Annotated in this window: 25 protein-coding genes, 1 other RNA gene and 1 riboswitch; of the genes, 8 read left to right on the top strand and 18 right to left on the bottom strand. The window is 53.6% G+C overall.

Going from position 1 to position 25,310, the window contains the following annotated elements:
- Positions 1-86: 86 nt before the first annotated feature.
- The 5 genes from HY913_09130 to HY913_09110 form a co-directional block, all read right to left on the bottom strand.
- Entirely contained in the window at positions 87-647 is a 561-nt protein-coding gene (locus HY913_09130) for a hypothetical protein (GenBank protein ID MBI4963428.1), read from the bottom strand.
- Between the two features lie 97 nt (positions 648-744).
- Positions 745-2,151 (bottom strand): dihydrolipoyl dehydrogenase, encoded by a 1,407-nt coding sequence (lpdA, locus tag HY913_09125; protein MBI4963427.1) that lies wholly within the window; start codon positions 2,149-2,151, stop codon positions 745-747.
- A gap of 131 nt (positions 2,152-2,282) precedes the next feature.
- Entirely contained in the window at positions 2,283-2,837 is a 555-nt protein-coding gene (locus HY913_09120) for an OmpH family outer membrane protein (protein MBI4963426.1), read from the bottom strand.
- 221 nt (positions 2,838-3,058) lie between these two features.
- A complete protein-coding gene (locus HY913_09115) occupies positions 3,059-3,499 on the bottom strand; it encodes a hypothetical protein (protein MBI4963425.1) in 441 nt (146 codons plus the stop codon).
- On the bottom strand, positions 3,499-3,966 hold the full coding sequence (locus tag HY913_09110) for a universal stress protein (GenBank protein MBI4963424.1): 468 nt from the start codon (positions 3,964-3,966) through the stop codon (positions 3,499-3,501). Before HY913_09110 ends, HY913_09115 begins: the two co-directional genes overlap by 1 nt.
- 526 nt (positions 3,967-4,492) lie before the next feature.
- Between HY913_09110 and HY913_09105 the strand changes: the two genes are divergently transcribed.
- Positions 4,493-4,903 carry a hypothetical protein gene (locus tag HY913_09105; GenBank protein ID MBI4963423.1) on the top strand — a complete coding sequence of 137 codons (411 nt, stop codon included), beginning with the start codon at positions 4,493-4,495 and terminating at the stop codon, positions 4,901-4,903.
- Positions 4,904-5,122: 219 nt separating this feature from the next.
- On the opposite strand, the gene HY913_09100 is transcribed toward HY913_09105, so the two are convergent.
- Positions 5,123-6,553, bottom strand: a complete 1,431-nt coding sequence (locus HY913_09100) for a sigma-54-dependent Fis family transcriptional regulator (GenBank protein ID MBI4963422.1) — start codon at positions 6,551-6,553, stop codon at positions 5,123-5,125.
- Positions 6,538-8,022, bottom strand: coding sequence for an MCP four helix bundle domain-containing protein (locus HY913_09095; protein MBI4963421.1), 1,485 nt, complete (start codon positions 8,020-8,022; stop codon positions 6,538-6,540). Before HY913_09095 ends, HY913_09100 begins: the two co-directional genes overlap by 16 nt.
- A 590-nt stretch (positions 8,023-8,612) precedes the next feature.
- On the opposite strand from HY913_09095, the gene HY913_09090 reads away from it, so the two are divergent.
- Positions 8,613-9,308, top strand: a complete 696-nt coding sequence (locus HY913_09090; protein ID MBI4963420.1) for a CBS domain-containing protein — start codon at positions 8,613-8,615, stop codon at positions 9,306-9,308.
- 380 nt (positions 9,309-9,688) lie between these two features.
- On the opposite strand, the gene HY913_09085 is transcribed toward HY913_09090, so the two are convergent.
- The 8 genes from HY913_09085 to HY913_09050 form a co-directional block, all read right to left on the bottom strand.
- Positions 9,689-10,129 (bottom strand): hypothetical protein, encoded by a 441-nt coding sequence (locus HY913_09085; protein ID MBI4963419.1) that lies wholly within the window; start codon positions 10,127-10,129, stop codon positions 9,689-9,691.
- Positions 10,130-10,210: 81 nt separating this feature from the next.
- Positions 10,211-11,986 (bottom strand): hypothetical protein, encoded by a 1,776-nt coding sequence (locus HY913_09080; GenBank protein MBI4963418.1) that lies wholly within the window; start codon positions 11,984-11,986, stop codon positions 10,211-10,213.
- 149 nt (positions 11,987-12,135) lie between these two features.
- Complete coding sequence (locus tag HY913_09075; GenBank protein ID MBI4963417.1) at positions 12,136-13,029, bottom strand: sirohydrochlorin cobaltochelatase; 894 nt, start codon at positions 13,027-13,029, stop codon at positions 12,136-12,138.
- A 321-nt stretch (positions 13,030-13,350) separates the two neighbouring features.
- Positions 13,351-13,537: riboswitch (cobalamin riboswitch) on the bottom strand.
- Between the two features lie 132 nt (positions 13,538-13,669).
- Positions 13,670-14,332 (bottom strand): ABC transporter ATP-binding protein, encoded by a 663-nt coding sequence (locus HY913_09070; protein MBI4963416.1) that lies wholly within the window; start codon positions 14,330-14,332, stop codon positions 13,670-13,672.
- Positions 14,329-15,072: a cobalt ECF transporter T component CbiQ gene (gene cbiQ / locus HY913_09065; GenBank protein ID MBI4963415.1), complete on the bottom strand. Its 744-nt coding sequence runs from the start codon at positions 15,070-15,072 to the stop codon at positions 14,329-14,331. The genes HY913_09070 and cbiQ overlap by 4 nt, the downstream gene beginning before the upstream one ends.
- A gap of 66 nt (positions 15,073-15,138) precedes the next feature.
- Positions 15,139-15,804, bottom strand: a complete 666-nt coding sequence (locus HY913_09060) for a hypothetical protein (protein ID MBI4963414.1) — start codon at positions 15,802-15,804, stop codon at positions 15,139-15,141.
- Positions 15,801-16,412: a cobalt transporter CbiM gene (gene cbiM, locus HY913_09055; protein ID MBI4963413.1), complete on the bottom strand. Its 612-nt coding sequence runs from the start codon at positions 16,410-16,412 to the stop codon at positions 15,801-15,803. The genes HY913_09060 and cbiM overlap by 4 nt, the downstream gene beginning before the upstream one ends.
- A gap of 7 nt (positions 16,413-16,419) precedes the next feature.
- Entirely contained in the window at positions 16,420-17,172 is a 753-nt protein-coding gene (locus tag HY913_09050; protein MBI4963412.1) for a DUF4198 domain-containing protein, read from the bottom strand.
- 266 nt (positions 17,173-17,438) lie between these two features.
- Between HY913_09050 and HY913_09045 the strand changes: the two genes are divergently transcribed.
- From HY913_09045 to ssrA, 6 genes are all read left to right on the top strand, one after another.
- The gene (locus HY913_09045; GenBank protein MBI4963411.1) at positions 17,439-17,642 is read left to right on the top strand and encodes a hypothetical protein; all 204 of its coding nucleotides are present in this window, start codon (positions 17,439-17,441) and stop codon (positions 17,640-17,642) included.
- A 595-nt stretch (positions 17,643-18,237) separates the two neighbouring features.
- Positions 18,238-18,396 (top strand): hypothetical protein, encoded by a 159-nt coding sequence (locus HY913_09040; GenBank protein ID MBI4963410.1) that lies wholly within the window; start codon positions 18,238-18,240, stop codon positions 18,394-18,396.
- 7 nt (positions 18,397-18,403) lie between these two features.
- Positions 18,404-18,691 carry an HPr family phosphocarrier protein gene (locus HY913_09035; GenBank protein MBI4963409.1) on the top strand — a complete coding sequence of 96 codons (288 nt, stop codon included), beginning with the start codon at positions 18,404-18,406 and terminating at the stop codon, positions 18,689-18,691.
- Entirely contained in the window at positions 18,669-20,501 is a 1,833-nt protein-coding gene (ptsP, locus tag HY913_09030) for a phosphoenolpyruvate--protein phosphotransferase (protein MBI4963408.1), read from the top strand. Before HY913_09035 ends, ptsP begins: the two co-directional genes overlap by 23 nt.
- A gap of 9 nt (positions 20,502-20,510) precedes the next feature.
- Complete coding sequence (gene smpB, locus HY913_09025) at positions 20,511-20,978, top strand: SsrA-binding protein SmpB (GenBank protein MBI4963407.1); 468 nt, start codon at positions 20,511-20,513, stop codon at positions 20,976-20,978.
- A gap of 259 nt (positions 20,979-21,237) precedes the next feature.
- Positions 21,238-21,590: a transfer-messenger RNA gene (gene ssrA / locus HY913_09020) on the top strand.
- Positions 21,591-21,691: 101 nt separating this feature from the next.
- Here ssrA and HY913_09015 read toward each other — a convergent pair.
- The 3 genes from HY913_09015 to HY913_09005 form a co-directional block, all read right to left on the bottom strand.
- Positions 21,692-21,970 (bottom strand): hypothetical protein, encoded by a 279-nt coding sequence (locus HY913_09015; GenBank protein MBI4963406.1) that lies wholly within the window; start codon positions 21,968-21,970, stop codon positions 21,692-21,694.
- 351 nt (positions 21,971-22,321) lie between these two features.
- Positions 22,322-22,921: a hypothetical protein gene (locus tag HY913_09010; GenBank protein MBI4963405.1), complete on the bottom strand. Its 600-nt coding sequence runs from the start codon at positions 22,919-22,921 to the stop codon at positions 22,322-22,324.
- An 857-nt stretch (positions 22,922-23,778) separates the two neighbouring features.
- Positions 23,779-25,035, bottom strand: coding sequence for a hypothetical protein (locus HY913_09005; GenBank protein ID MBI4963404.1), 1,257 nt, complete (start codon positions 25,033-25,035; stop codon positions 23,779-23,781).
- Positions 25,036-25,310 lie beyond the last annotated feature (275 nt).

The raw sequence follows: 25,310 nt of genomic DNA, 5'->3' as shown, positions 1-25,310 counted from the left end.
ACCCGATGCGCTTCAGTCCAAAAGAAGAATTGCGGGAATAACTCCTGACTATCGTTTGTCGACTCTATCCGGAACCACATTAACCCTTACAGCCAAGTGACAATGTAGGTGCAGGATTCATCCCCTTTTCCCCGACATGGTTGAGAGTCATCGTGTCTGACTAGGACATCATAGGACCCTGGCAACTTGAACCTCTTGGCAAACCCCTCGATGACCCCTCGATCGAACGAACAGGGATACGGGTTGGGACAGGTCATTGTTGCCTTCCCTAACCCCACCTCCGTTCCGAGAAGCTTGTAATCATAGCGTCCTATCTCACCGCCTCGGTGGTTCATGTGATAGGCTACGTCTATGGACGCCAAGCACTTCTGCAAGTCATCTATGCCGGGAGGCAGCGCTGCATGAAGGGCAATCTGTTCCCCGATGCGGAAAAGCATTTGTGTGGAGAAGGATTGGGAAATCTGCTTCATAGCATCGAGAAAATTCTGAAGGGCATAGAATTGGTTAGGTTTTGGGTCTGACAGTCCGTGCTGCTCCAGGATGCGGAGACCGGACGATCTAAATTCTTGAGGGAAGGCGGCGAGAAACGCCATCAGCACCTCGCCGGCCACTTCTACTGCGGGTGACAACGATTTGAATTCAGCCATTGTGTTTTGCTTCCTATTTGATATCTCATCTACAGAGTCAGAGTGGTCTCCAACAAGAATCTCCCCGGCAAATTCCCGCTCTCAAGGAAAGACGGTGTCAGGCGGGGAAGCGCTTAATCCTAGGCTCCGCGTGGATCGGCCCGTCAAGCAGACCAAGCGCGGCTTCTCGCACTCCTTCTGACAGAGTGGGATGCGGATGAATTGCCTCGGCAACGTCCGAAGCCGAGAATCCCTTCTTCAGAGCCAAAGTCATTTCCACGATCAATTCTGACGCTTGCGGCCCGAGGAAATGAGCGCCGATCAACCTGCCGGTGTCGGAGTCCTCGATCAGTTTGAGCCACCCCCGGTGTTCGCCGAGGGCTTGAGCCTTGCCATTGTTCGCGAGCGAAAACATACTTGTGCGGAACGAGCGTCCGGCTTGCTTGGCCTCCTCTTCGGTAAACCCTACCCAGGCGATTTGCGGATTGGTGAATATGCAAGAAGGCACAATACCATCGTTCAGGGGGTTGTCGCGGTCCGCGACGTTTTCCGCTACAATTTCCCCATGGTATGACGCCAGGTGCGCGAGCATTTTCCCTCCGACAACATCCCCCGCCGCGTATATCCCTTCAACCGAAGTACGAAGGAATCGATCCACCTCCAGAGATCCGCCTTGCACACGAAGCCCCATTTCTACCGCGCCGCATCCATCTAAATTGGGTCGGCGACCCGTTGCCAGCAGAACCATGTCCGCTGTTACGCTCTTCTCTTTGCCTTTCTTCTCGTACACCACCTGGAGGGAAGTCCCCTGCTCCCGGATACCATGAACCTGCACGCCGGCCTCGGATGTGACACCTCTGCCCGGCAGGAAGCTCGCATACCTTCGAGCCAGTTCCGCATCCACGTTGCTGAGGATCCTGTCCAACGCCTCCAGGACCGTGACCTTGGTTCCCAGGACGGAGAATATGTCTGCAAACTCCTGTCCGATGATGCCACCGCCGATGATCACTAGATTGTCCGGGATCTTGCGGACATTCAGCATTTCCCTGGTAGTCAAAACGCCGGGCGAATCCACTCCGGGAATGGGCGGCCTCCACGAACGGGCGCCGGTAGCGACTACTACGTTCCGAGCACGGATGACTTCTCCAGTGTCAAGCAGGGCGGTTCCGGGGTCGAGGATCTTTCCCGCGGCCCTGAACAGGGCTACTCCTGAGGATTCCAGGAGCTTTTCCAGATTGGAACGCACCCTTTCAACCACATCGTCTTTGCGTTTGACCATCCGTGAAAAATCGACTCTAGGTTCCCTGTCGAGGACCCCGCCCCGAACTGCACGGCGGACCCAATGCAAGCCCTCCACATCTGCCAGGAGCGACTTTGTGGGAATGCACCCGCGGTTAAGGCAACACCCCCCGATCCTTTCCATTTCGACAAGAGCAACCTGGAGCCCTAACTGTCGGCCGCGAAGGGCGGCAACGTAGCCCGCGGGACCGCCGCCAATGACTGCCATGTCGTATTTCTCAGTCATTTCGGCAAATCACGCTATCCTTCAGAGACTTGTGTTCGCGCCTTTTCCGATGAATTGACAGGCGGAAATAGAACCTGGAGGTTGACCTGCAAACCTGGTTTCACGACCACATCCGGCTGATTGACTATGCCCTACGGCCTAAGGAGACCTTCGGGCAGCGGCATGGTGTCAAGGGCTTTGGCCACCTTATCAGTGATGTCCCCAACATCCTTTGAATAAATAATGGTTTCGCTCGCCAGAACGACCGTGTACCCTTCTTCATTGGCTATTTTGGCCACAGCTTCCTGGATTTGGCTGTTGATCACATTCTGTGCAGATTTTTGCTTGAAGTTTATCTTGACCTTTGCCGTCTCCTGCTCGGAACGCAAGTCTTCCTTTATTTTCTTCAAATCGGCTTCGAGTTTTTCTTTTTCTTCCTTTGAAAGCTTATCTTGGCCTTCTTTAAGTTGCTGCTCGACCTTGCCGATTTCCGTGGACAGAACGTTCATTTTTGTCACGGAATCCGTCTGCATCTTCTTCACTTCTTCTATAATGACCTTGACCTTGGTAGACTGATTGAACACCTTCTGCAAGTTGAGTTGAGCGAGCTTGACCTCCGCAGCCGCCGAAAAACCGCACAACAATAGCGACAGCAGAAATGCGGCTACCAGGGCATGCGCCGTCGCTACAAATCCGGGAATTCTCATTTGACGATCCTTTCTGTAAACCTTTGGAATAAAAATAGCGGAAAGCCAGTTCCAAGTCACTGGCAATCAATATAGGGTTCCCTTACCTCATGTCAACTGACCGTGGCCTCTCCTTTTGAAAGGACGGCGTGGCCTGACGATCTGGGGTCTTCGGACAGCCAAGCGGACTTAAGGGCGCTTTCGAACTGTGGTAAAAAGTGGTACCGATAAAATCGGCCTGCTTATGCCTCAAGCTGCAAAACTCTCTGCTTCAGCCATTTGGCGTGCCGCATTTCGTCGAAGAGCTGCTCTTCCAGCATTTCCAGGGTTATCAAATCGCCCTCTACGTCCGCTACCATCTCGGCGTACGCCTTTATGGCGTTTTGTTCACCTTCCAGTTCGAGCTTCACCATGGCAGGCGTCCCCTGGCCTTTGCTGATTTGTCCCATCTCTCTCCCTTTAGCGGAAGCTTCTCCGCCCGGTTGGACAGGCATCCCTCCCAGTTCGATTATCCTGGTCGTCAAGCTGACTGCATGGGCATGCTCCGCAGGGATGATGGCCCTGACACCTGCCACGATTTCTTCCTCCGGTATGGCGTCCGCATGTATGCGATAGTATTCCAGCGCCATTAGTTCCCCCTCCAGGAGCTTGTTCAAGCGACGGATTAGATCTTCAGGATTCATCAGCTCCTCTCCTCTTGGGACCGGCCTTCGGAAACAAATAGTACCGGTATGGTGGATCGTCTCCGCACTTTTTCTTCAATGTTGCCGAAGAAGAAATTGCCAATGGGAGATCGTTCGCGGTTGGTCAAGGCAATTAGATCAAAGTCTTTTTCACGGGCATATCTCACGATTGCCTGCGCTTCGGGCTCTTCCACAATCAAGAACTCGGTGACGACTTCAACCCCCTGCCTGCGCAACGATTCTTCAAGCTTCGGGAGATAGGCCTCGGCTCGCAACCTGGCTCTGTAACCGGACGACCCATCCTCCATCTGCATTTGTCTTTCGAACGGATCATCGGCCTTTGCCAATCGATAAACGAGAATCAAGGTAAGCGACGACTTGAATTCGAGCGCCAGAGTTTTGACATGCTCGATGACCACTTCGTCGTTTTTCGATCCATCCAAAGGGATCAGTATTTTCTTGTACATGGCAACCTCTCGTGGGTTCGAGGCCCCGTAGGAACGGCCATCGGGTTACCTTGACGCATTGCCGAAATTAATTCAAGGACTTTTGCCCGAGCCGGCCGTAACCTTTCTTTTCCGGGTGGGGAAAGGCTGTCATTGCGGCCCCGCGGGATGGCGGGGGAAAAATCTCCGCCTTTATAGCAGGTGTCAAAATTGATGTCCGCTAACCAGCGAGGATGTTTCTTGCGGTAATTTGCTGACATCAGGTGATTTACTTGTAGTGGGTGCCACCGCTGGCTTGTCCAGTCCCGCGGTGGCGGGACACCCAAGCGACCATCTGTAATTTTTCGGGGACGGATGAAAAACGACAAAGATTTTGACAAGCGACATATGCGTTGAGGATGCTTTGTCTGTTAACTCCTTGCAACGGCGGAGCACCGACAATTCGCCCACTTAACGGAACGTTTGCAAGCGACAGCTGTCCCTTCCTCCGGCAAGCACTTGCCACAGAACCGCGGCAAGAATATAATTTGACACAAGGAGATGTTTCATGACCCCGATTCACATCGAAGTAGTGGTTCCCCTCATAACCGCGTTAGAGTTCAGGTGCAGCAGGTGCGGCCCGATCTTTGAAGGACTTGATGTGCAGAAACATTACCGCGATTCCTGCGAAGACGATTATCCTGAAGACTGGAAGCAGGACCTAGCCAGATTGGGCGATTGTCTTCAAAAAATATCCGAGACTTACAAGCACCGCGTTCGTATCAAGATAATAGACGCTCAGTCTCCGCTCGGATTGTGGAAGCAACTTCGCCATCGTGTTTCGGGGACGCCTGCGTTTGTTGTGGATGGCAAAGACGTCTGCGTAGGTTGGAATATCGACCGGCTGGAGGAGTTGGTAGACGCCCGGATCGATGAAGCTTCCCGCCAAATAGCTGCCAGGCTGCACCGGGGTTCGTGACCTCCCCATAGTCTCATACTAGTTCGCTTTCAAACAGTAAAAGACAGGTGGAAGCAAAATCCGCACTGACCTGGGGCACCAGGTCAGTGGCACCCAAGATCGCATCACCTTCGCGCTGTGGGTGCGACGGACCTGAGCTTGGTCAGGTCCGTGCATGATTGGGTCGAATGTTAATTGTTTGACCACGCAATGTCATCAGGCATTCCGAGCGCTTGGCCGCTAGCCGCTCTTTACCGCTGTTTCTATTCTAATGCCGTATTTTTCGATTTTAGCCAGGAGAGTGGGCCGCGAGAGGCCGAGGAGTTTGGCTGCCTGGGACCGATTGCCTCCTGTAAGGTTAAGGGCCTCGGTGATCAGCAAACCTGAAAACCGGTCAACTACGTCGCTGAAGACCTTGTCTCCCGGCTCTGAAGAAAGTGCCCGGCGAAGCCACTGACGAACGGATTCGTCGTCACGGTCGCTTCTGACGGCTTTCCCCGCACTCTCGCCTCGGATAGCTTGAGACATCTCGTCGCCGTTGATTGGCGCCCCTCGGCTAAAAATCAACGCTTTCTGAATGGTATTGCCCAGTTCTCGGACATTGCCGGGCCATGGATAGTTGTTCATGATGGTTCGGGCTTCGTCGGTTATTCCCGGGCTCTCCATGGTCATCTCTTTGGCAAAACGGCCCAGGAAGTACTCTGCCAACATCACGATGTCGCCGGAGCGCTCCCTTAGTGGAGGGAGCCTAAGCGTAACCACCTTGAGCCGATAGTAAAGGTCTTCCCGGAATCGTCCTTCGGCAAGCGCGGCTTCCAAATCGCGGTTTGTGGCCGCGATGACCCGCACGTCTACAGGGATGGGGGAGCGGCCGCCAAGGCGCTCTATGCTTTTTTCCTGGAGGAGACGAAGGATCTTGGCCTGGATGCTGAACGGCATGTCACCGATCTCGTCGAGAAACACTGTGCCGCCGTGAGCCTGTTCAATCTTGCCTACCCGGCGATTAACGGCCCCGGTGAAGGCCCCTTTCTCATAACCGAAAAGCTCGCTTTCAAGTAGCGTTTCCGGGATGGCAACGCAATTGATTACCAGAAAGGGCTTTTCCGATCGTATACTGTGCTGGTATATGGCCCGTGCCACAAGCTCTTTCCCGGTTCCGGATTCCCCGCGAATGAGCACTGTGGCGTCCGTCGAAGCGACGCGTCCTATGGCTTTGTATACCTCCTGCATCGACTTGCTGCGTCCGAAAATTACATCGGTGGAATCCGCCTCTGTGGCAACATCCAGCCCAACGCGTGAGCGCATGAAACGCCCCGCTTCGAGTCCTTTCTCGATCGTCGACAGCATCTCCGGTATATCAAACGGCTTTAGCACGTAGTCGAAAGCGCCCATCTTAGTGGCTTCGATAGCTGTGTCTGTGCTCCCGTACGCGGTCATCACTATGACCGGCAGCCTGGGCTCGATCTCATGCATGGCCTGAAAGGCCTGGAGACCGTCCATTCCCGGGAGCCTCACGTCCATGATGACTAAATCCGGGACACTGCTGCGAACCAATTCCAGTCCCCCTTCGCCGGTGGGTGACGTGCGGACCACGTGTCCCTCCGCTGTCAGAAGTTTCTCGAAGCTGTGCCTTAATTGTGCGTCATCGTCTACTATCAGGATGGTTGCCACGTCTGCTCCTCCCCTGCCGGCAGCGTAATTATGAAGGCGGCCCCTTCGCCCTCCCGAGACTTGAGGTCAAGCCAACCGCCGTGCTCTTCCACAATTCTTGTGGCAATACTGAGCCCCAGCCCGGTGCCTTCTTCCTTGGTGCTAAAAAACGGTTGAAAAAGCTTTGCCTGAATGGACTCCGGAACCCCCGGCCCGTTGTCGCTCACACGTATTATGACCACCGGACCGAGATTCTCGGCTTGGCTCTGCCGCTCCTCGATTGTGATTTCTCCGCCGTTTACCATGGCCTCACAGGCGTTAACTATCAGGTTTACGAGAACCTCCTTCAACTGGTCCGGATCGGCCAAAATTTCCGGAAGCCGGCCATCTCTTTTCACTTCCACCCTCACATCATACGATTCGAGCCGGTGGTGGAGAAGCTGAATCGCCATGTCCACCGCGTCTGAAGGGCTGACCTTTTGCATCTTCAGCTTCGGAGGCCGGGAGAATTCCAAGAAGTTCCCGACGATAGTATCAATGTGGCGGATCTCCTCCGTGATGACCTCGAAATCTTCTTTCTGGCTTGAGGACAAGGCCAACGAACGCTCCATCGAGAAGAGTCGCATTTTAACCGAAGTGAGGGGGTTGCGTACGCTGTGGGCCACGCCGGCAGCCAATTTGCCCACAAGGGCCCACTTTTCCGCCTGTTGGAGATGCTCTCGGCTCCATTTCAGCTTGCTTTTCGTCTGATCCACGTCTGCGATTAGATTATGAAAACGCAAACTCAGCGCTGCCACCTCATCCCCGGCCCCCACATCGCTTTTCGGCGTGCTGGTTTCCAGGGCCAATTGGCGGATGGGCCCCAAAATCTGATTGAGCAACGTGTACGCGAGAACCACGGCCAGCACTATGACGCTGAAAAGCGCCACCAAAGCCAAAAGGTTTATCAATTGCGCACGCGCCTTCATGCTGTCGCGGGCCGAGGCTAGTCTGGCTTGCTGTTTGTCTTTATACTCATTACAGAGTTCAATAATGTTGAGAAACTGGAAACGTACCTTCTTATGCAGCGCGAATCCGGCTTCCTTTTTGCCTTCTTTGTACAAGGCAACTACTTCTGCTCTGGAAATCGAGTACCGCACGTAGTTTGCTTCGATTTGATTGATTATATCTCTTTCTTGAGGAGTGTCGGCGGTCATCCTGGCCCTTTTAAGCCAATCTTCAAACTGGTGGTGGTGTTTTTCCAGTTGCTCCAGCCACATGGGATCGGAGTCTTGAAAATAATATGACACGAAGCCTTTCTGCATGCATATGGCGTTTTCCAACTCCTGGGCCGCCTGAAGCGCCACCAGTCCGGAGTCCGTCACTCTGGTGACAAACTTGTCCATCAAGTACCCGTAAAAGATAGACACCAGTCCGCCTCCCACTGTCACAAGGACCAGAGCTGACAGTGCGAGGAGAATCCGGGTACGCAAGCTTATCCGCTTCCACATCGCGGGTGCCTCCACATCCCAAGTTGTTAACGGGATTCCAACAAGCCACACTACCCTTCAACAGGATCAGAGTCAATATTCGCAACTGCTCCGTGGGCCTGTATGCCATGCGCCCTCATATGGGTAACATCGGGAAGATGGGTCGCTGCCTTCGCCGGCCTCACTCAATGTTACTTGTTTGACCGTACATTCGGTGTTAAAGGCAGTGTGTGGTCGTCCCGGCAAGCCGAGCGGTATTTCCATCCCGTTTCATCCACCGCGGAATGTCCGCGGAGGGAACGGACGTCTTTACTGCCCCCGGGGTCTTGACACGTTGTAAAAAACGCTGACACGCACAGGCCTGGGTTCGAGGCCGCAGCACCCTGTTTGCAACGTGCTTTCAGACGAGGAAGGTGTGAACGAAACAATTATGCACGTGCGGTCTCCGTGCAGATAACCTGCTTGAAACAACATTTCTGATCCTGCACCCACAGCGAACTTGCCTTGGAGGACAATCCATCTCTCCGACGGCTCAGTCTAATGGCATGGCAGTTGCTTCAGAGTATTATAAGTCAGAGGCGACATGGCCCGAACGGAAAAGGAGAAGGGAAATGTTAGTGAAATACTGGATGAACAAAGACGTGGTCCCGATAGACATCAGTGCTTCCATGCAGGACGCCATCACCTCGATGAAGGACAAGCAGATTGCCCTGCTGCCCGTACTCAAGGGAGGAGATCTCGTAGGCGTGATTACGGATCGGGATCTGAAGAGGGCCTCCGCTTCGGACGCAACGACGCTGGACGTTCATGAGCTGGGTTACCTGCTCTCAAAAATCCAGGTCGGGGACATAATGACAAAAAACCCGATTACCGTCCCGCCTGACTTTACATTGGAAGAGACCGCGTCAGTTCTCCTCCAAAACAGGATCTCAGGCGCTCCGGTATTGGATGCAAACGGCGCCGTGGTGGGGATAATCACTCAGGCGGACCTCTTCAGGGCCTTAATCTCTCTCACCGGCCTGGAGAAGCGAGGGGTACAATTCGCCTTTCAGGTCGACGACCGGCCAGGCTCCATCAAGGACGTCACAGACATCATACGAGAGTACGCGGGGCGTCTTGTGAGTATTCTGACCTCTTATGAGCGGGCGACGCCAGGTTTTCGCCGCTTATACTTGCGGGTGTTCGGGCTCGATCGCCGAAAGCTGCCTAAATTACTGGACGCGTTGCGAGACAAGGCACCCATCCTGTACATGGTGGACCATCGGGATGGCACGCGGGAGGAATTCATAGAAGCCGACCGCACATGATGAACTTGGCGTTGCGGTGATCTGCAAGGTAATCGTTCACCGGGCTTCCACGCCTGGGCGTGGTGCGCCCGGTGGGGATGGAGGGGGAGACCATCTCTCCCTCCAAGCCTCCCCCATCGTGATTCTAAGGCCTTAAGACCGTCCCGGTGAACGGTTACTCTGCAAGTGACCGGTCTTGATCAAAATGATTCCACAATTTGAAGCCGCTTTCATCCGGCATCCAATGGGTGAAGGTTATTGCCTGGGCGCCGCTGCCGGCAAAGCCGGCCGCGGCGCGCCCCAGAGGCAAGTCCCGGAGTTTTAGACTTTTCCTATGAAAGACCGCCGGACAGTCACAGGCCAATCCCTCCATTGTTTACGGCAACCCGGACAATGCGCTTTCAGCCCAGCTTGCACGAGTCCCAAAGTCGGTCAGGGCCCCCTTCTTCTCCTCCTTGGTCTCCCTTCTCATCGTCCTTTTCGTCCTCGACGTCATCGTCTTTGGGCTCGGCACTAGCCCTTTTTGGGCCCTTATCCTGATTGTTATTGCTTCCATTCCTGCCGGCCTTGATTTTGTCCCAGTCGACATCTCGAAGGTCAAGGTCTCCGTCCACATTTGGGATCAGGGAGTCTCCACTCTTTGCATCAGCGATTAAGAGTGCTGAAAAGGCCGGGTAGAGTGATGCCTGGGGAACATAGGGGCGTGGGTGCGGATTTCCAACGGTCAGAGGACGATCCAAGCAGCCCTGTGGGCCTATAACAGAGATTATATCGGTGTCCGAGTGCGCGGCCATTGCCGCCAGCGGGATCACGATCAGTAAGAAAACCGCCATTGTTTTCATTTTTGCAGCCTCCGCTCCATCGGCGCTCAAAGTCTACTTGAAGCGCCTTTACAAGACTCGAAATCGAGAAGTTTTTGTTGTTTAGAAGGAAAATCTCAAATTAAACTGCCCGCCCAATACCGGGTCGATCCTTCTGTCAGGTCTCGTGCCGAAGAAGTTCCCGGCCACGCCTGTCTCCCAACCGGGGACCGACCTGTCTACGCACGCATAATTGAACCATTTGCCCGGCTGCCAATAAGCCACCAGCCCCCCGGCTGTACAACCCTCCAGGAGCTTCCAGTCCAATCCCGCATCGATCTCGTACCCCAGGGAGGTATCCGGAATATTCGGAGACGCGGGGTACCTGTTGAAATTGAAATTCAGGTTCCCGTCGGGCACCAGGCTGAAAGATCCAAGGCCCGCGTTGGGGCCTATACAACCCCAGCTGTAACCGTTGGAGGTACGATTTGCATAGGTGAAGGTACCGAAAAGGTTGAGATTGGATGCCACGGCATAGTCGAGCCTTGCGGCCAGAACAAAAGCGTCACGTAAGAACCCGTTCCCGTTGAGATTATACGCGTTGAGCCCACCTCCGTAATTGTACCCGAGCATGTACGAGTAAGGCCTGAATACGTCAAAGTTGCCCAGATGATTGTCATAGAGGGGGTGTCTGACAAACAGGGCCGGCTGCTTGCCTATGATTATGCCCGCTCTCCTGTCCGGACCGGGGAGCCTGGAAAGGAGGAGGCTCAGCTTAGCAGGACCTGATATGACCCCCATTTCAATCATGTACCGCCATTGCTCCACATAGGAAGGATTGGGAATAAAACCGCCGGGGGGCTGAAATACCACGGCAGGGTTCAAGTCGCCGCTCCACCTGTCGGTCCAGTACGCCCAGGCAGCCTCACTATTGAGGAAAAACCGGCCGTTGTTGTACTTGAAAAACGCTGTACCGTGGAAGATTTCCGAGTCCTGGGCCACCAAGGGGAAGACAGGCGGATTGAGAGGATCTATTAACAACGCTTCCGGACCTATGTGATACCCTCCGTACGATCCGAGTACCCCTGCTGTTATAGGACCCTGGGAATAGGTCATGAACAGGAGAAAGTCCTTGGAAAAGGTACCGCTCGAGTCCGCGCGGCTGAAGTACTGTCCGTTTGCCACGGTAAGGGGAACGGTCAACGGATATATGGGCAGATTGAAATAGTCGTCCCCTCCGAACAAGACAAAGGTCGAGTTTGCAGCCGACCTTATTGACGCGATGCTGGATGTACCCACAAACCTGTACGGAGAGTACGCGATCCCGATGTCCAGCGGACCGAAAGGGGCCACCAGGGCCATCGATTCGGTCGTGGCCGCATCTTCTCCGTCGTACTGGAGCCCTGTGCCGAAGGACCAGGGCCTCTTGCCTATGGCCAAAATCCCTATGGGCAATTGCGCTGTGGCCCAGAACATGGTCCACTGGCCCTCGCTGAACGCGCGGTTAACCCCGGGAGACTCGTACGTGTGGTAATCCGGGGCATTGAAATCATTGAAAGTGCCCAGGCGGTACTTGGCAGAGAGCCTTATGGCCTCGTTTATCCTGATCTTGGGGAGAAACTCCACGTTGAAGTACGACCAGTTCGCCTTTGCTCCGGTAGTAATATTGGTGTCGAACTGGCCACCGTTCCAGAAATTCAGGTTCCCGGCCCTGGTACCAACACCGTTGTCCACGTTGTAAAGGCCCAAAAAACCCTTGGTACCCTGCTGGCTATACCACTCGTGGGTCCAACTGAACGCTCCCTCCAACTGGAATTCCCAGGCCTGCGCCGCGGGGCCGGAGAAACACAGGTATACAGCCAGGAATACCGCCGAAAGGAGACCCTTAACCTCTCGCATGTTCCCTCCTCCCAGAAATAGTGTGCTACTCAAGTTAAAAAGATATGCTGATAATAGCACACAATTGAAAAACGTGCCAAGAAGAACTCTTTAAATTGTTTTCAAGCTTCCGAGTAGCCGGTCGGAGCAGTGGCCAGGGTCACGCGGGCCTACTCGAAATTAGAGAAAGCCTTTTTCATGTGATCAATCCAGACGTCCACAACCTCGGGGATCTCTGCCGTCCCTTTCAGGATGCATTCGACTTCCATCCCGTTCTTCCTGAGAATCGACCTCCAGCTATCCTGCTCGTCCCCGCACATGTCGTTCCTGGCGTGGTCTCCGGCCACTGACATGAGAGGCGCGAGGTAGACTTTTTTGGTGCTTTTTTTCTTGAGTTCTGGAAGAAATTCCTCGATCTTCGGCTGGCCCTCGACTGTTCCTACATACACGTTCGGATCAATCTTTCCGAACCAATAGTTTATGGCGGCATAAGCGTCATCTGCTGGATGATGCTCGGAGCCGTGCCCCATGAACACGACAGCGTCCAGCGGCTTTCGTTCCCTGGGAATCGATTTCATCAAGGCCTTGGCCACTTTTTCATGGTCATCACGAGAAGAAAGCAGCGGCCTGGAGACCCGAATCCGCCTGATTCCCCCTTTCATGCTATCGAACGCGTGTGAGTTCGTCTGCAGGTCATGAAATTCCTCTCCCGGGATGGTATGGAACGACGCCACCAGCACATGGGTGTAACCGTCCTCCATCATTTTGGCGAGAGCAACCTCAGGAGAATCCAACTGCTTTCCCTGCTTCCGGAGCTTGTCGCGTATAACCTTCGAGGTGTAGGCCCATTTGACATCAACATTCGGGAACGACTCGTTTGCCCGCTTCTCTATCTGACGAAATGCATTTTGAGCTTCAGGCACACTTGTTCCGAAAGCTACAAGGAGTATCCCCTTCTTCGTTTCTTGCTTGGTCCCGTACTTGCCCCCCGAAGCCGCGGTAAAGGTCGCCGCAAGCGTGACAAGGGCAGAAAAAACCGCAATCGCAACTATTCTCCTGTTCATTACTACCTCCTTCAGCTACGCTATTGGTTGCTCCAATTTCTTTCCGCGCTCCTGGAGCCTCGAAAGAGCGCCTCAATTCCAGCCATTTTGTTCGACGCGATGGGAATCCGAAGGGGTCAGTGAAGGAGGGCAAGCCTTTAGGCCATGATCTGCAGGGACGCCCGTGTCCGGACGGTCTTCCCTGAGGATTCGAGAGCTAAAAGGGATCCTGCTCGAAAGAGGCTACTACACCAAGAACAAAAAAAGTCCCTGGACCTCATGGGTCCACGGACCGACCTGTTCCTTGTACCTCTGGATGCACCCCACAACTCCTCCGGTGGTTGGTACTTCCTCCCTGCGGGCAGGTCTTCTGGCTCACGGATCGTCCTGTAGCCGAGCCTTCCCAGGGCAGTTAAGCCCCAGTGGCATAAAACGGCTCCAGTACCCGTTTACAGCGGCGGGCCCGCTCCTGATTCTCACAGGATTCCCTATTAATCCACATTGGGGAGCCCGCAGGGTCGAATACTACTTTTTCTTCATAAAACACTGTGTGGCCGTTTTGTCAATCATTTTTCCAGTGTCAAGCCGGCCAAGCGCGCATCAAAACTGCAGGGGCTGGGCTGCGCGTTTCCCTACTCGCAACTGGCCCCCGATGAGAGATCTACGTCTCAAGGCTTTTCCAATCAGCAGGTCGAATTTGGCCCCCTTTGATCTCCAGCAATGTTGTCGTAGTCCGCTTGATAAAATCCCGGTCATGAGAAATGATCATGTAGGCAATGTCTGAATCTCGTAGGATATGGATCAGGCGTTCGGTCGTCTCTTCGTCGAGGCCGCCGGTTGGCTCGTCAAGTATCAGGATTTCCGGCTGCATGGCAAGCACCGTGCCCAAGGACACGAGTCGCTTTTCCCCGCCGGACAGACGGTAGGTCACCCGCTCTTCAAACCCGTCAAGTTTAAGAGTGGCCAGCGTGGAGGCAACGATCCGTTTGGCCTCTTCAGGGCTCTTTCCCAGGTTGAGCGGACCGAACGCCATGTCTTCCAGCACGGTAGGGCAAAAAAGCTGGTCGTCCGCGTCCTGAAAAAGGAAGCCGATACGGCCCCTAACATCTGTGAAGTCCGCTTCCTTGGTCCTGAGCTTCCCAAAGATTTCGACTTCTCCGGATTCCGGGAACAGCAGCCCCATGATGATATGGGACAAGGTTGTCTTGCCTGATCCGTTCGGCCCGAGCAGACCTATGCGATCACCAGGATTCACGCGAAGGTCCAGGCCGTCCAAGATGTATCGGGAGTTGTACTTGAATCGTATGTTGCTGAGATGAATCATCTTACTATCAAAATCACTCCGCAAGAAAGTGCGCTCCAGGCTGCGAGCAGGTAATCAAGCCTCTTCATTTCGTAATGGTGGAGAATGTAGAACTTTTCTTTGAACCCGCGACACCTCATCGCCCGGAGAATGCTTCTGGATCTATCGAAGCTCTTCACCAGCAGCATCCCTACAAGATAAGCATAGGTACGGTAGGTGTGCAGGTTCGTTCCAGGCCTGAACCCCCGGATTCTTATTGCATTCAGGAGCTTGTGATACTCCACATGAATCACATGGACGTACCGGAAACAGAAAAAGAAGAGGTGCACCAGCTTGTCCGGCACCCCCATGTGGCTCAACGCGTGGACAAGTGTAAACACTTGAGAAGTGCCCAAAAGAGCTATGACCGCAAGGATTATTGCATTGGACTTCAGGGTTATCAGCAAGGCGTAAAGCACGCCTTCCCGATGTACTTCAAGCGGGCCGATGGAATAGATCGTTTCCCCGGGATGGGTGAAAGGAAGAAAGAGCCAGAGGAAAAGAATGAACCCGTTTACCACCGCGAGCCTAAAGAGCACTCTGGCGATGCTGATTCGGGCCACTGCAATCAGTATCAACGGGAACACCAACGAAACCGCACACGCGGATATGGAATTGTTCAGCGCTACCACCACCGAAAAGACAAACGCCGCGATGATCTTTACGCGAGGATCCATTTTATGGATAAAGGAGTTACCGAGGGAGAATTCTTCTATTTCCATTCGCAAAGTCTCCGAAAAAAAGTAAAACGCCGGGAGGAAAGCCCTTCCGAAGAAAATACTCCCGATTTATCCGCCACGCCTTCGGCTCATAAAATAGGCGGCCAGACCAAAGATACCGAGGATCCAGCCGATTCCGCCTATGGCTTCGATCACGCCCGGCCCTTTATTCTTTTGCTCCAAAAGAAGCTTTTGCTGATTGCCGATCATTGCAACCAGCGGCTGAAGCCTGCTGTCCAAAGCTTCTTCCATCGCCTTTTTCAGCCCGGTCTGGTCGGTGACCGGGTAGTTTCCCTCTATGGTCGCGGTCTCAGGTCGGTCCTTGGTTTGCGGTCGCTGCTCTGAAGCGGCTCCGGTGCTGTTGGCACCGCCTGCCAGTTCCGCGGCGGTCAGTGTGAATTCCGCCCGGTGGCCCATTCCCGCGTGGAGGACCACTTTCAAATCGCCCTGCAAACGAGGCAGATCCGTCAACCGAAAAGCACAGACACCACTGGCATCGGTTCTTCCATCTGCGAGCTTTGTCCCTTCACCGTCGAGTAACTCGACCACACAGTCCACAGCCTTGGCTTTACCGCCGAAATACCCCTGAACCACCATTCGACCGGTTTCCAAATACGCGTACACGTTCACATTGTGAGCCCCGGCCGATGGCAGACCCAGAAGGGCAATCGCGGCGGCCATCGCAAGTCCTGAGCACAATTTGACCATGCTATTGCTCGGTACGCGATGTCTCATAGGGAACCCTTTCCCGGTAGCATTTCAGGTCTGACCTTTCGGACGAATTCCACGAGAAAAACCGTTATTATTCCTTCGATTATCATTACAGGGACATGAGCTATGATAATCAATTTGGCTGCAGTGCCGAAAGCCTCTCCAGTAGCGACCAGACAAAGAGCCACCAGAATGCCCGCGAAAACCACAGCTCCCGCACCTGCCACGAATTCGCCCACGCCCCTTATCACGGGGTGGGAGCTTTGAATGGCCCTTCCGCATGCAAGAGACATTAGTACCGCAGGGAAGGCCATGTTGAACGTGTTCACTCCCAGGGTTGTCAGACCTCCAAACTGAAAAAGGAGCGCCTGAAGAGTCAATCCCACTAGAATGGCCGGGAACGCCGCCCATCCCAGCAACAGGCCGCAGATTCCGGTCAGGACCAGGTGAGCCGCGGATGGCCCGATAGGAACGTGAATCAGCGACGCAATAAAGAAGACGGAAGAGAGCACAGCGACTTCGGGCAGTTTGTCATAGCTCATTTTCCTAAGCCCGATGGTCACTCCTCCCAGCGTAAGGGCCGCTCCCGCAGCAAGCACCGGAACTCCGAGGATGCCTTCAGAAACGTGCATTTTTCCCTTACTGCATCGGATAAGCGTGAACCCAGATAACTGCTCCGAGTTCCACCTTCTTATCGTTTCCCTGATGTTTTACAGGCTCATCAGCCTCCATAACGGCAGAGAACCCCCACCAACCGGGTTTGGGCATGGTAAAGGAAAAAAGCCCATTAGCGTCGGTTTTCACCACCTGCTTCACATGGGAGTCGGTGGGGGCCTTAGTCTTCCCTTTACCCCACCATTCCACTTCGACATTGGTTTCCGCTGAAGGCTTGCCATCCTTGAAAACTTGACCGGTGAACAAATTGCCTGCATACAAACCGTAAGGCCGGGTTAAGGGCACGATCTCGGCAGGTATGCCGGCTGTTGCCGCTATGGGTTTGTCCCATCCCTCCTCGGCGCCCAAAGCATCGACGATCACCTTTGTCACGTGAACGATGAACTTGTCTTCCGCCGGCTCCCAATATGGTTTAGGTTGGAGAAAGAAAACGTAATCAGCAGGCTTGGTTATCTTGAAGTTGGTTTCCCATACGGACTTGCCTTCCACGTTTTTCTCTCGTAGGTTCTCCCGCAAGTCTATTGCACTGTCGCCGATCACGACTCCAAACTTCTCCGGCTTGTCCATCTGCATTTGAGGCCCGCCCTCGAACGGATGAGTGAACTGAATCAGGAGGCCGATCTCCTTCTTGTCGTCCTTCCCAACCACATCTTTGGATGGAATGATCATGGCGAAATGCGCCAGGGCGGTACCGTACGCCATCAAGAAAACGGCCATGGCAAAGACCACTATGCGATGTGAATATCCCACGGTACTGATCTCCTTGAAGTATTGACGGGCCTGCCGGCGGAGCGTGATATTACGATAGGCGCTTTCGTGCTACGAGTCAAGTATTTTTTCCAATACCGTGGCATCATTCTCCGCCGACGGCACCCTCTTGATTTTTGCCTAAGAATCAGGCATACATAGGCCCAGGATTAAATGTTCTGACACAACGCTTCGTGCATGGAGCTGTTAAAGCCGATAATCCAAAGAGGTGCCGCATGGGACTAAAACTAACCAAGGTTTTCTGGCAGGTAGCCGCGGCCTTCCTCTTGGTCGGAATGGTGCTCCTTTCAGCCTCTTGCGCTCCACTCAAAGAGTTCTTGCAAGGAGGTCCCTCCTTCAGCGAAGCGGATCAGACCATTCCCGGCGGGAGGAGAGTGCCCATCCCTCCCACTGTGGATGACCTGGGCGTGAATAATTGATTGCGGGCCTGTTTGTCGAGGAACATCGAAAACCCTGGTTCCTTGAATCAGCCCTGTAACACCTCGGTTATAGTGATTCTCAGAAGTTTTCGCGGAATGAGGCCAGAGTTTTTGGCCGGGTCAACGGCGGCCAATAGGCCCCCCTACGGGAGACGAGATCAAGCCTGGAACTACAAATGTAGGGCGGCCTATTGGCCCGCCGCAAATTACTAGGCGGGTCAAGATGAAGCCCGCAGAGGCACCCGCTGGCCAATCCGTGATTACTTTCGAGAAAAAGTATAAGAAGATAAATATCGTCCCCTTTTCGTCGCTAGCAGTGAAATCGCACGTTCCGCGGGAAAGCAATCCAGGTTTTGGCCGTGCAGAAGATTAATTCGGGCTCACGCCGCCGCAATTCCAGAGAGATGCGAATCACTTTCCATATCCTGAACCGAATAGTTCCTTCAGGTGGCCCGCGTGCCATTGACAGGCCTGCATCGGTAGTTTAAGGTGAAATCATGCTGCCGGCGAACCGCGACCGGTCCGTGTGGAAAAAATGAGTGCTCGGGTTTCTTGGCGGCCTCTCTTGTTGAGAACTCTCCGGAATCACGCAAAAATGCAGGAGATCAGGTTATGGTTTTGCGTCCGCCGTGCTTTGAGAAACCTGTGTCCGGCCTCGAGGAGAGAAGACGCGGTCAAGAGACATCTGGAACCGGTCAACGCGAATGTGTTCATGCAAGCCATGATTTTGTTCGTAATACTTACAGGCGGTTAAAATCCGGATGATGCTCGAAGAGAAAATAATCGAGGAGACCTTGACGGTCGGCAATCAGCTCGGGCTTCACGCCAGAGTAGCGACCATGATCGTCCAGACAATGCGCAATTATGCCAGCAAAGTTACCCTGGGCAAGGACGGTGTGGAAGTTGACGCCAGAAGTGTGCTAGGGTTGCTGCTCCTGGCCGCGACACCCGGGAGCGAAATCGTTGTAAGAGCGCAAGGCCCCGATTCCAGGCAAGCCCTCGAAGAAATAGGCCGACTGATCCAAAATGAAGAATTCGATAACAAGTAAAACCGGGACACCCGGCTCGGCTCCCTCTGCCAATAACTCCATAAATACCTTGATGAAGGGAATTGGGGTTTCGGGCGGCGTAGGTATCGGCCAGGTGGTGGTGATCGAGCGCCTCACGGAGGAGATCTGTCCCCGTTGGGTCCTCAAACCCCACGAGATCCAAGCAGAGGTCGTCCGGTTCGAATCCGCGGTAAGGACCGCGGCAGACCACCTCAAAGATATAAAGAGCCGCATCGGTCCACATCATCCTCTGGGCGATCACGCATACATTCTTGATACGCACATCTTGCTGCTCGAAGACCGCATGTTTTTCGAGGGAACCAAGCATGCAATTTCCAGTGAACAACAAAACGCGGAATGGGCCGTTTCCGAAACAATAGCGAAGATTATGTCGGCCTTCGACACCATCGAAGACGATTATCTGAAGGAAAGGGCCAGGGATATACACTTCGTGGGAGAAAGGGTCCTGCGAATACTCATGGGGATCTCGCCTGAAAGCAAGATCCATCAGCTACCACCGAACTCGGTGATCGTGGCTCACGATCTTTCACCCGCGGACACTGCGCAGATCAAACGCGAGAGTGTTTTCGGGTTCGCAATCGATATGGGGGGCAAGACATCTCATACCGCGATCATTGCCAGGTCCCTGAAATTGCCCGCGGTAACAGGCCTAGAAAATATCTCCCAAACAGCCCAGACCGGAGATACTGTCATCATTGATGGGAGCACCGGGGTTGTGATCATTAACCCGGACCCGGAAATGCTGTTACGGTACAGGCAAAGGCAGGAACTATACAGCAAGTACCAGCAGTCATTGATGACCTACGGCCGATTGCCCGCGGTAACCCGGGACGGCAGCCGATCGGTAAGGATTTCCGCAAACATCGAGCTTGTTGACGAAATCGAAATAGCGCTCAATCACGGATCGGAAGGCATCGGCCTGTTTCGCACCGAGTATCTATTCCTCGGCAGGCGTGACTTGCCGTCTGAAGACCAGCAATTTGAAGCGTATCGACAGGTCCTGAGCCATAATCGTCCCAATCCTGTGACCATTCGCACATTGGATGTGGGCGGTGACAAACTGGCCGCGGGAATCACCGTTTCCCAAGAGTCAAACCCTGCGCTGGGCTTGAGGGCTATTCGCCTCTGTCTCGAACGACGGGACATTTTCAAGACTCAGCTTCGGGCTATTTTAAGGGCCTCGGTTCATGGGGATTGCCGGCTGTTGATCCCTATGATCTCGTGTCTCACGGAACTCCACATGAGCAAGGCCATTCTTGAAGATGTCAAAGCCGAACTCGTTTCCGAGGGTCAGGAATTCAGCCGGCGGATGAAGCTGGGGATTCTGGTGGAGGTGCCCGCGGCTGTTGCCATAGCGGACCTGCTGGCCCGTGAGGTGGATTTCTTCAGCATTGGCACGAACGACCTGATACAGTACGCCTTGGCAATCGACAGAGTGAACGAGCACGTCAGCTATCTCTACGACACCCTGCATCCTGCTGTGCTTCGGCTGATTCGCCAAATAGTGTCCGTCGGCCAGGCCACAGGTATTGAGGTAGCAATGTGCGGAGAAATGGCCGGCGATCCTCTTAACATCCCGATTCTTATGGGACTAGGGCTCGACGAGCTTTCGATGAATGCTCTCTCTATCCCAATAGTTAAGAAGTTTATTCGCCTGATAAGCATGGACGAATGCCGCGAATTGACTCAGAAGGCTTTTCAGATGCAGGAGGCTCAGGAGATTCACTGCCTGCTGGAAGGGTGGATCAGGGAGCGCTTCCCGAACGACTATTTTGTCGATCAGACCTAGTGCCTCGTTATGAAACAGGACGATCATGTAAAAATTATATGTAAGAACCGAAAAGCCTATTTCAACTTCGAGATAGAAGATACTTTTGAAGCAGGCCTCGCCCTGCTAGGTTCCGAAGTAAAGTCCCTCCGAAACGGCAAGGCCAATCTCTCCGATGCTTATGCTAAATTCATTGGCGGGGAAGCCTTCCTTGTCGATGCTCACATTTCGCCGTACGCTCAGGCCAACCGCGAGAATCACGAACCGCTGCGTGAACGCAAGCTGCTCCTTCACAAAAAGGAGATCAGAAAACTGTTCGGCAAGGTAAGCGAAAGAGGCTTTTCTGTCATTCCATTGAAACTTTACTTCAAGAATGGTAAGGTCAAAGTGGAAATGGCCCTTGCCAGAGGTAAGAAGGTCTACGACAAAAGGGAAGCCATAAAGAAGAAAGACCAGCGCCGCGAAATGGAACGCATGGCCAAATACAAGCTGCGCTAGGAGAAGAGAAGAGATAGAGAAGAGATTGTGGGGAGGCCCTTTTTGTAAAAAGTGCCTCCCCACGCCCCTCCCCAAAAACTTTCATATCCTGCTCGCTGTGTGTCTTCCGCCGGTGGCGAAAGACACACAGCGAATAAAATATGTAGCTTTTGGAAAAGAGCGCGAGGACGACTTTCTTTCACGGAAAAATGAAACAAAAGGCACAGGTGACTGTCTTTTATTTTGGCTTCGAACGATTTCGAGTGATTATCTAACGAAAGGGGGCGCCCTGGTTTCGACGGGGATAGTTGAGGTCAAGGTTGCATGTCGAGCACTCCGGTGACTCGTTAAACCGCCGGTAATAAACATACTCGCCGATAATCACGAGTACGCTCTAGCCGCGTAAGGCTAGCGTCTCTCCGCCTTTCTCCTGCGAGGGTGGAAGAGGCGACGTTAGCGGGATAGCCGATACTCCGGACCCGTTGGGGTTGACGCGAAACATTTAGCGGGTTGGTCTGGTGAGAACCTGTTCCGAGGGGGCCTCACCGGGCGAGACACAAATCTCGGAATAAGCATGTAGACGCCTTGTCCGAAGATTTCCGGACGCGGGTTCGATTCCCGCCGCCTCCACCAAATCCAAGAACTCGAACTCCCTGCAACCGTTTCGTCGTGAGATGAGTCAAGGGCAGACTGCCCCTTTTTGACCCCTTTTCACGTGGAGCCTCGTTTCGGCCTCAGAAGGCTCGTACCTTTTCTATGTTCGGCCATACCTGTTTAACTCTGTTCATGCAATAAGCTAGCAGCTCTTGTAACGCAGGACTCACCTTGGGAGCACTGCGCTGAAACTTGACAATCTCGAGTCCAAGCTCACCTGTCAACTCCGACCCCGTTGTCCAGGCTATTTCATGAAGCAGCATGTGCAGTCGCTGCGCAACTTGGTCATGACCTTCAGAGCGGAGCATGGTAATTAATGTCTCGAACTCATCTTCACCGGGCCGGGACGTGCTGTTCATGCCACCCTCCTGGAATGGGTGACCCCTTCTTAACGTCATCGAAGCCGGCTGTAATTCTGAAGCCAAACCCATGATCTGGCATAGCTTCAGAAGGCAATATGAAGGCCTCTGATTCCACTGGCTCCGGCTGTCGAAGTTGCAGCTGATTGAGGTGCGACAAAATAAAGTCCCTCGCGCTGTCTATTGGCATGGCACTCCTCCGGACATTGTGATTAGCCGATTAAGATTTAGGATTTGACAATGGCCATTTTGCATCGCCCCTAGGTTATCTCTCTCCGATAAAGTATATAGCCCTGGCCTGCCTTTACGCCCTAGAAGTTCACTCTCTGCAGAACAGGAGGAGACCAATTACTATTTGCCAACCGTTGTTTTGAATGAGAAACTTCTGGAAATCTGATCCAGAATCGCTTTGTGTTTATTGCTTTCTGCTGCCTGGATCCAAACCTCGAACTTGCCCATCTGGGCGCATAAACAGAACTCACGATCTGATTCACCTTCCTCGGTACCCCTGACTCTACAGTCACCTCGATACAGTGTGGCGCCGTCCTTGGACAAAATGGTAGGGTTTGGTATTAACCTTGGACACGGTTCCAACATTTTTTGCCCGGTCGCATGATCGTACACAAATATTTCTAGCCAATATCTGCCAGGCTGGTTAAACGGCTCTAGTGAATCGTCGAACTCGTAGTTTTGAAATCGAATGTACTCGAATCTTCCACCGCTGGAAATATGCCGCTCTATTCTACTCGAGGCAGGAACTTGGAAAGAAAATCCAAAGGTTTCGTTCACGATCGATTTCCAGCCAGATTTCGTAATCGCGTAGTCGGTCCAGGTCGAGAGTTCCGCGCGAATCGTTTTGGTGTCATCGGCGGCGAACAGGGCTGGCCCCAAAAGAAACACCATAAGGGGAATACAAGCAGTGCGCCCGAAGAGTGTGATCGCTTTGTTCATTGCTTCCTCCTGGAACTCATGTATCTTCGGACTCAATACCACGCAGTGTCATCCAGCATACCGGACGACAGCGGCGGCATCAAGACCAGAGCCAGCCACCACTTTGTGACCACGGGAATGCGTCGAGTTTTCATGAAGAATCTCCGGTTCATGCTGCAAGAGCGTAGGGACTCACCCCCGGATCAAAGTCCGGGGCGCTCTGCGGTGAAGTGTCTTTCTTATCTTGCCCCATACTGACAACAACTCCTCCCGGAGGGATGCCAAGTTGAAAAGCGGTTGTGAAACAGTCGAAGTTGTGGATCAATTAATAGAAAAGGGGTCAGGTCTGCCCTTGGCTCATGTTCGGAGTTGCCTTAGCACCCCGGTTGACCATAGAAAAAGCGATGCTGCCGGCTTCCGGGGTCTATTCGGCGCGCGGGCAGTAGCCAGAGGTTGAAATCCTCTCTCAGCGCACCAGCAAAAACAGAGAGAAAGGCCGCGATATGGAGTGCCCACGCCACTACTGTTCAACATGAGCCAAGACGAGACTCGCCCCCTCTACGGAATTACGAAGCGTTTTCTCAACCGGTTATCGCGGATGTGGACACTCTCGTGCAAAACGCCGTTTTACAGCGGTTCTCGAAAGTTCTTTCCGACTGGAATCGCACTGCTGGACAAGCCAGCAGAAACTGTCTCAAAACCCTAAAATGGATACATTTCCGTGTAGGGGCGCTTCGAGAAGCGCCCTGATTTCGGGCGGTTCACGAACCGCCCCTACCGGCCGGCCGATGAAATCCTCAGTTCTGAGACAGTTTCAGCAGTGGCACCCACAATTCAGTCGGTGATTACTTTCGAGAGCTGCTATAAGTGCTGTGAGCCTAGTACTCCAGCCGGACCCAGCGACCGCTCGGCGCGATGGCCAGAAGTTTCACTTCGATTCCGGCTACGGAGAGGCTTTGCCCAGGCTGCAGCCGTTCCGAATCCGCGACCTTGCCGTCATTGTCCGCGTCGATAATCACTGGATCGTTGGAATAGTCACCGTCGGCATTCCCATCGAATGTGACCACCTTGTAGGGATTGCCGTTGAGTTCGATCTGCCCTTCCCAGTAGCACTTGGGGTAGAAGCGTATGCCGCCCATGTTGCTCGGGAAAAGCCACAACCGATAAGGTACCGCGGTCTCTTCTCCCTTGTAAGGTAATTCCAGAGTATAGTGATTTGGCGCTGCGCTTGGCCCTTCGCCGACGAAAGGCCCGGGGTCATCTGTCATGTCACCGTTTCGGTTGGCATCAAGGTAGATCTGCGGCGGATTTGATCCCTCGGTGATCATCAGAAAAGTTTGCCCGGCCAAGGTAAACCGGTCGTAATATCGCTTGGCGTCTGTCTCGGGGGGGAATTTCTTGAAACCCTGATTCGGATCCGGCGTTTCGAAGAAGTGTACGCCTCCGGACCCTTGGGTTACAGACAGACCCAGCGGAGGCCCTTCCGAAGCAAATTTCAGTTCGAGTAATTCCCCCGTGTTCATGACGAAGATATTCGGAACTTTATCGGCTTTTTTTTCCTTGCGGCTTTTCTCTGCTGGAGGTTTGGTTCTCGTACCGGACTGCTTGAGCGCTTTTTCTTGCGACTGAGGTCCGCCTTTCCCTGCAACGGCTTTAGGCTCCTCCCGGCCCTTGTCTTTGGACCAGAACAAGAAATACCCGGCTCCGAAAACCACTACGGCGAGGAGGCAACAGATGAGGAGCCAACGCTTCCCCGCATTTGAATCGCTCTCCTGAACGGTTAACGGGGCCCAGCTTCCCTCTTCCCGGAGTGCAACGAACTTTGACACTATTACTCCGCAGACAGGGCATTCCGGGCTTTCAGATGTCAAAAGGGCGTCGCACGCGGGACATTTTTGCAGAGTGGGAGTCTGAGCATCCTCCCGTGGGGCGACATTCAGGGTTGGCAAAGACGCTGATAACCTGTGCTTCTCAGCTTCGGTCAAGTGACCGGCTGCAGACAGCTTGCGCAATACGGATTCCAGTGACCTGTCGGACAGGCCATGCTTTTGCTTCAGTTGCCCGCCGTCCATACCTGCACGGATGTCTGTTAGAAGTTGCTGAGCGCTAATTCGTCGCTTTTCGGTGGTGGCCATAACGCCGTCCTTCCTTGGGGGACGATTTTGAGGCAGCCCGGTGGCCGTCACAAAACGCACTCTATGTCTCGTCCTGGGCACGCTCGGTGTTCAATGCGTGATCCCCTTCTTGAAGTAGGTTGAACGGTTATACGGGTTGCCAAAAGTAATGTCCATTTGGCCAGAAGATAATCAATCTGGTCTTCAGATCGTATCTACGGGGCCTACTTTTCAAGAGCGTTATAACGCCCGTCGTTCCCGCGAAGGCGGGAACCCAGGAAATCCCGCGAGACGCG

Source organism: Desulfomonile tiedjei, from assembly GCA_016212925.1.
Taxonomy (GTDB): domain Bacteria; phylum Desulfobacterota; class Desulfomonilia; order Desulfomonilales; family Desulfomonilaceae; genus JACRDF01.
Note: the sequence above shows the minus strand (reverse complement) of the source record. Positions and strands in the feature narration are given on the sequence as shown.

What these genes read in the sequence shown, in the direction of transcription:
- HY913_09130 (MBI4963428.1), bottom strand. Translation starts at nt 647, where the DNA reads ATGGCTGAATTCAAATCGTTGTCACCCGCAGTAGAAGTGGCCGGCGAG.
- lpdA (MBI4963427.1), bottom strand. Translation starts at nt 2,151, where the DNA reads ATGACTGAGAAATACGACATGGCAGTCATTGGCGGCGGTCCCGCGGGC.
- HY913_09120 (MBI4963426.1), bottom strand. Translation starts at nt 2,837, where the DNA reads ATGAGAATTCCCGGATTTGTAGCGACGGCGCATGCCCTGGTAGCCGCA.
- HY913_09115 (MBI4963425.1), bottom strand. Translation starts at nt 3,499, where the DNA reads ATGAATCCTGAAGATCTAATCCGTCGCTTGAACAAGCTCCTGGAGGGG.
- HY913_09110 (MBI4963424.1), bottom strand. Translation starts at nt 3,966, where the DNA reads ATGTACAAGAAAATACTGATCCCTTTGGATGGATCGAAAAACGACGAA.
- HY913_09105 (MBI4963423.1), top strand. Translation starts at nt 4,493, where the DNA reads ATGACCCCGATTCACATCGAAGTAGTGGTTCCCCTCATAACCGCGTTA.
- HY913_09095 (MBI4963421.1), bottom strand. Translation starts at nt 8,022, where the DNA reads ATGTGGAAGCGGATAAGCTTGCGTACCCGGATTCTCCTCGCACTGTCA.
- HY913_09090 (MBI4963420.1), top strand. Translation starts at nt 8,613, where the DNA reads ATGTTAGTGAAATACTGGATGAACAAAGACGTGGTCCCGATAGACATC.
- HY913_09085 (MBI4963419.1), bottom strand. Translation starts at nt 10,129, where the DNA reads ATGAAAACAATGGCGGTTTTCTTACTGATCGTGATCCCGCTGGCGGCA.
- HY913_09080 (MBI4963418.1), bottom strand. Translation starts at nt 11,986, where the DNA reads ATGCGAGAGGTTAAGGGTCTCCTTTCGGCGGTATTCCTGGCTGTATAC.
- HY913_09075 (MBI4963417.1), bottom strand. Translation starts at nt 13,029, where the DNA reads ATGAACAGGAGAATAGTTGCGATTGCGGTTTTTTCTGCCCTTGTCACG.
- HY913_09070 (MBI4963416.1), bottom strand. Translation starts at nt 14,332, where the DNA reads ATGATTCATCTCAGCAACATACGATTCAAGTACAACTCCCGATACATC.
- cbiQ (MBI4963415.1), bottom strand. Translation starts at nt 15,072, where the DNA reads ATGGAAATAGAAGAATTCTCCCTCGGTAACTCCTTTATCCATAAAATG.
- HY913_09060 (MBI4963414.1), bottom strand. Translation starts at nt 15,804, where the DNA reads ATGAGACATCGCGTACCGAGCAATAGCATGGTCAAATTGTGCTCAGGA.
- cbiM (MBI4963413.1), bottom strand. Translation starts at nt 16,412, where the DNA reads ATGCACGTTTCTGAAGGCATCCTCGGAGTTCCGGTGCTTGCTGCGGGA.
- HY913_09050 (MBI4963412.1), bottom strand. Translation starts at nt 17,172, where the DNA reads ATGGCCGTTTTCTTGATGGCGTACGGTACCGCCCTGGCGCATTTCGCC.
- HY913_09045 (MBI4963411.1), top strand. Translation starts at nt 17,439, where the DNA reads ATGGGACTAAAACTAACCAAGGTTTTCTGGCAGGTAGCCGCGGCCTTC.
- HY913_09040 (MBI4963410.1), top strand. Translation starts at nt 18,238, where the DNA reads ATGCAGGAGATCAGGTTATGGTTTTGCGTCCGCCGTGCTTTGAGAAAC.
- HY913_09035 (MBI4963409.1), top strand. Translation starts at nt 18,404, where the DNA reads ATGATGCTCGAAGAGAAAATAATCGAGGAGACCTTGACGGTCGGCAAT.
- ptsP (MBI4963408.1), top strand. Translation starts at nt 18,669, where the DNA reads ATGAAGAATTCGATAACAAGTAAAACCGGGACACCCGGCTCGGCTCCC.
- smpB (MBI4963407.1), top strand. Translation starts at nt 20,511, where the DNA reads ATGAAACAGGACGATCATGTAAAAATTATATGTAAGAACCGAAAAGCC.
- HY913_09015 (MBI4963406.1), bottom strand. Translation starts at nt 21,970, where the DNA reads ATGAACAGCACGTCCCGGCCCGGTGAAGATGAGTTCGAGACATTAATT.
- HY913_09010 (MBI4963405.1), bottom strand. Translation starts at nt 22,921, where the DNA reads ATGAACAAAGCGATCACACTCTTCGGGCGCACTGCTTGTATTCCCCTT.
- HY913_09005 (MBI4963404.1), bottom strand. Translation starts at nt 25,035, where the DNA reads ATGGCCACCACCGAAAAGCGACGAATTAGCGCTCAGCAACTTCTAACA.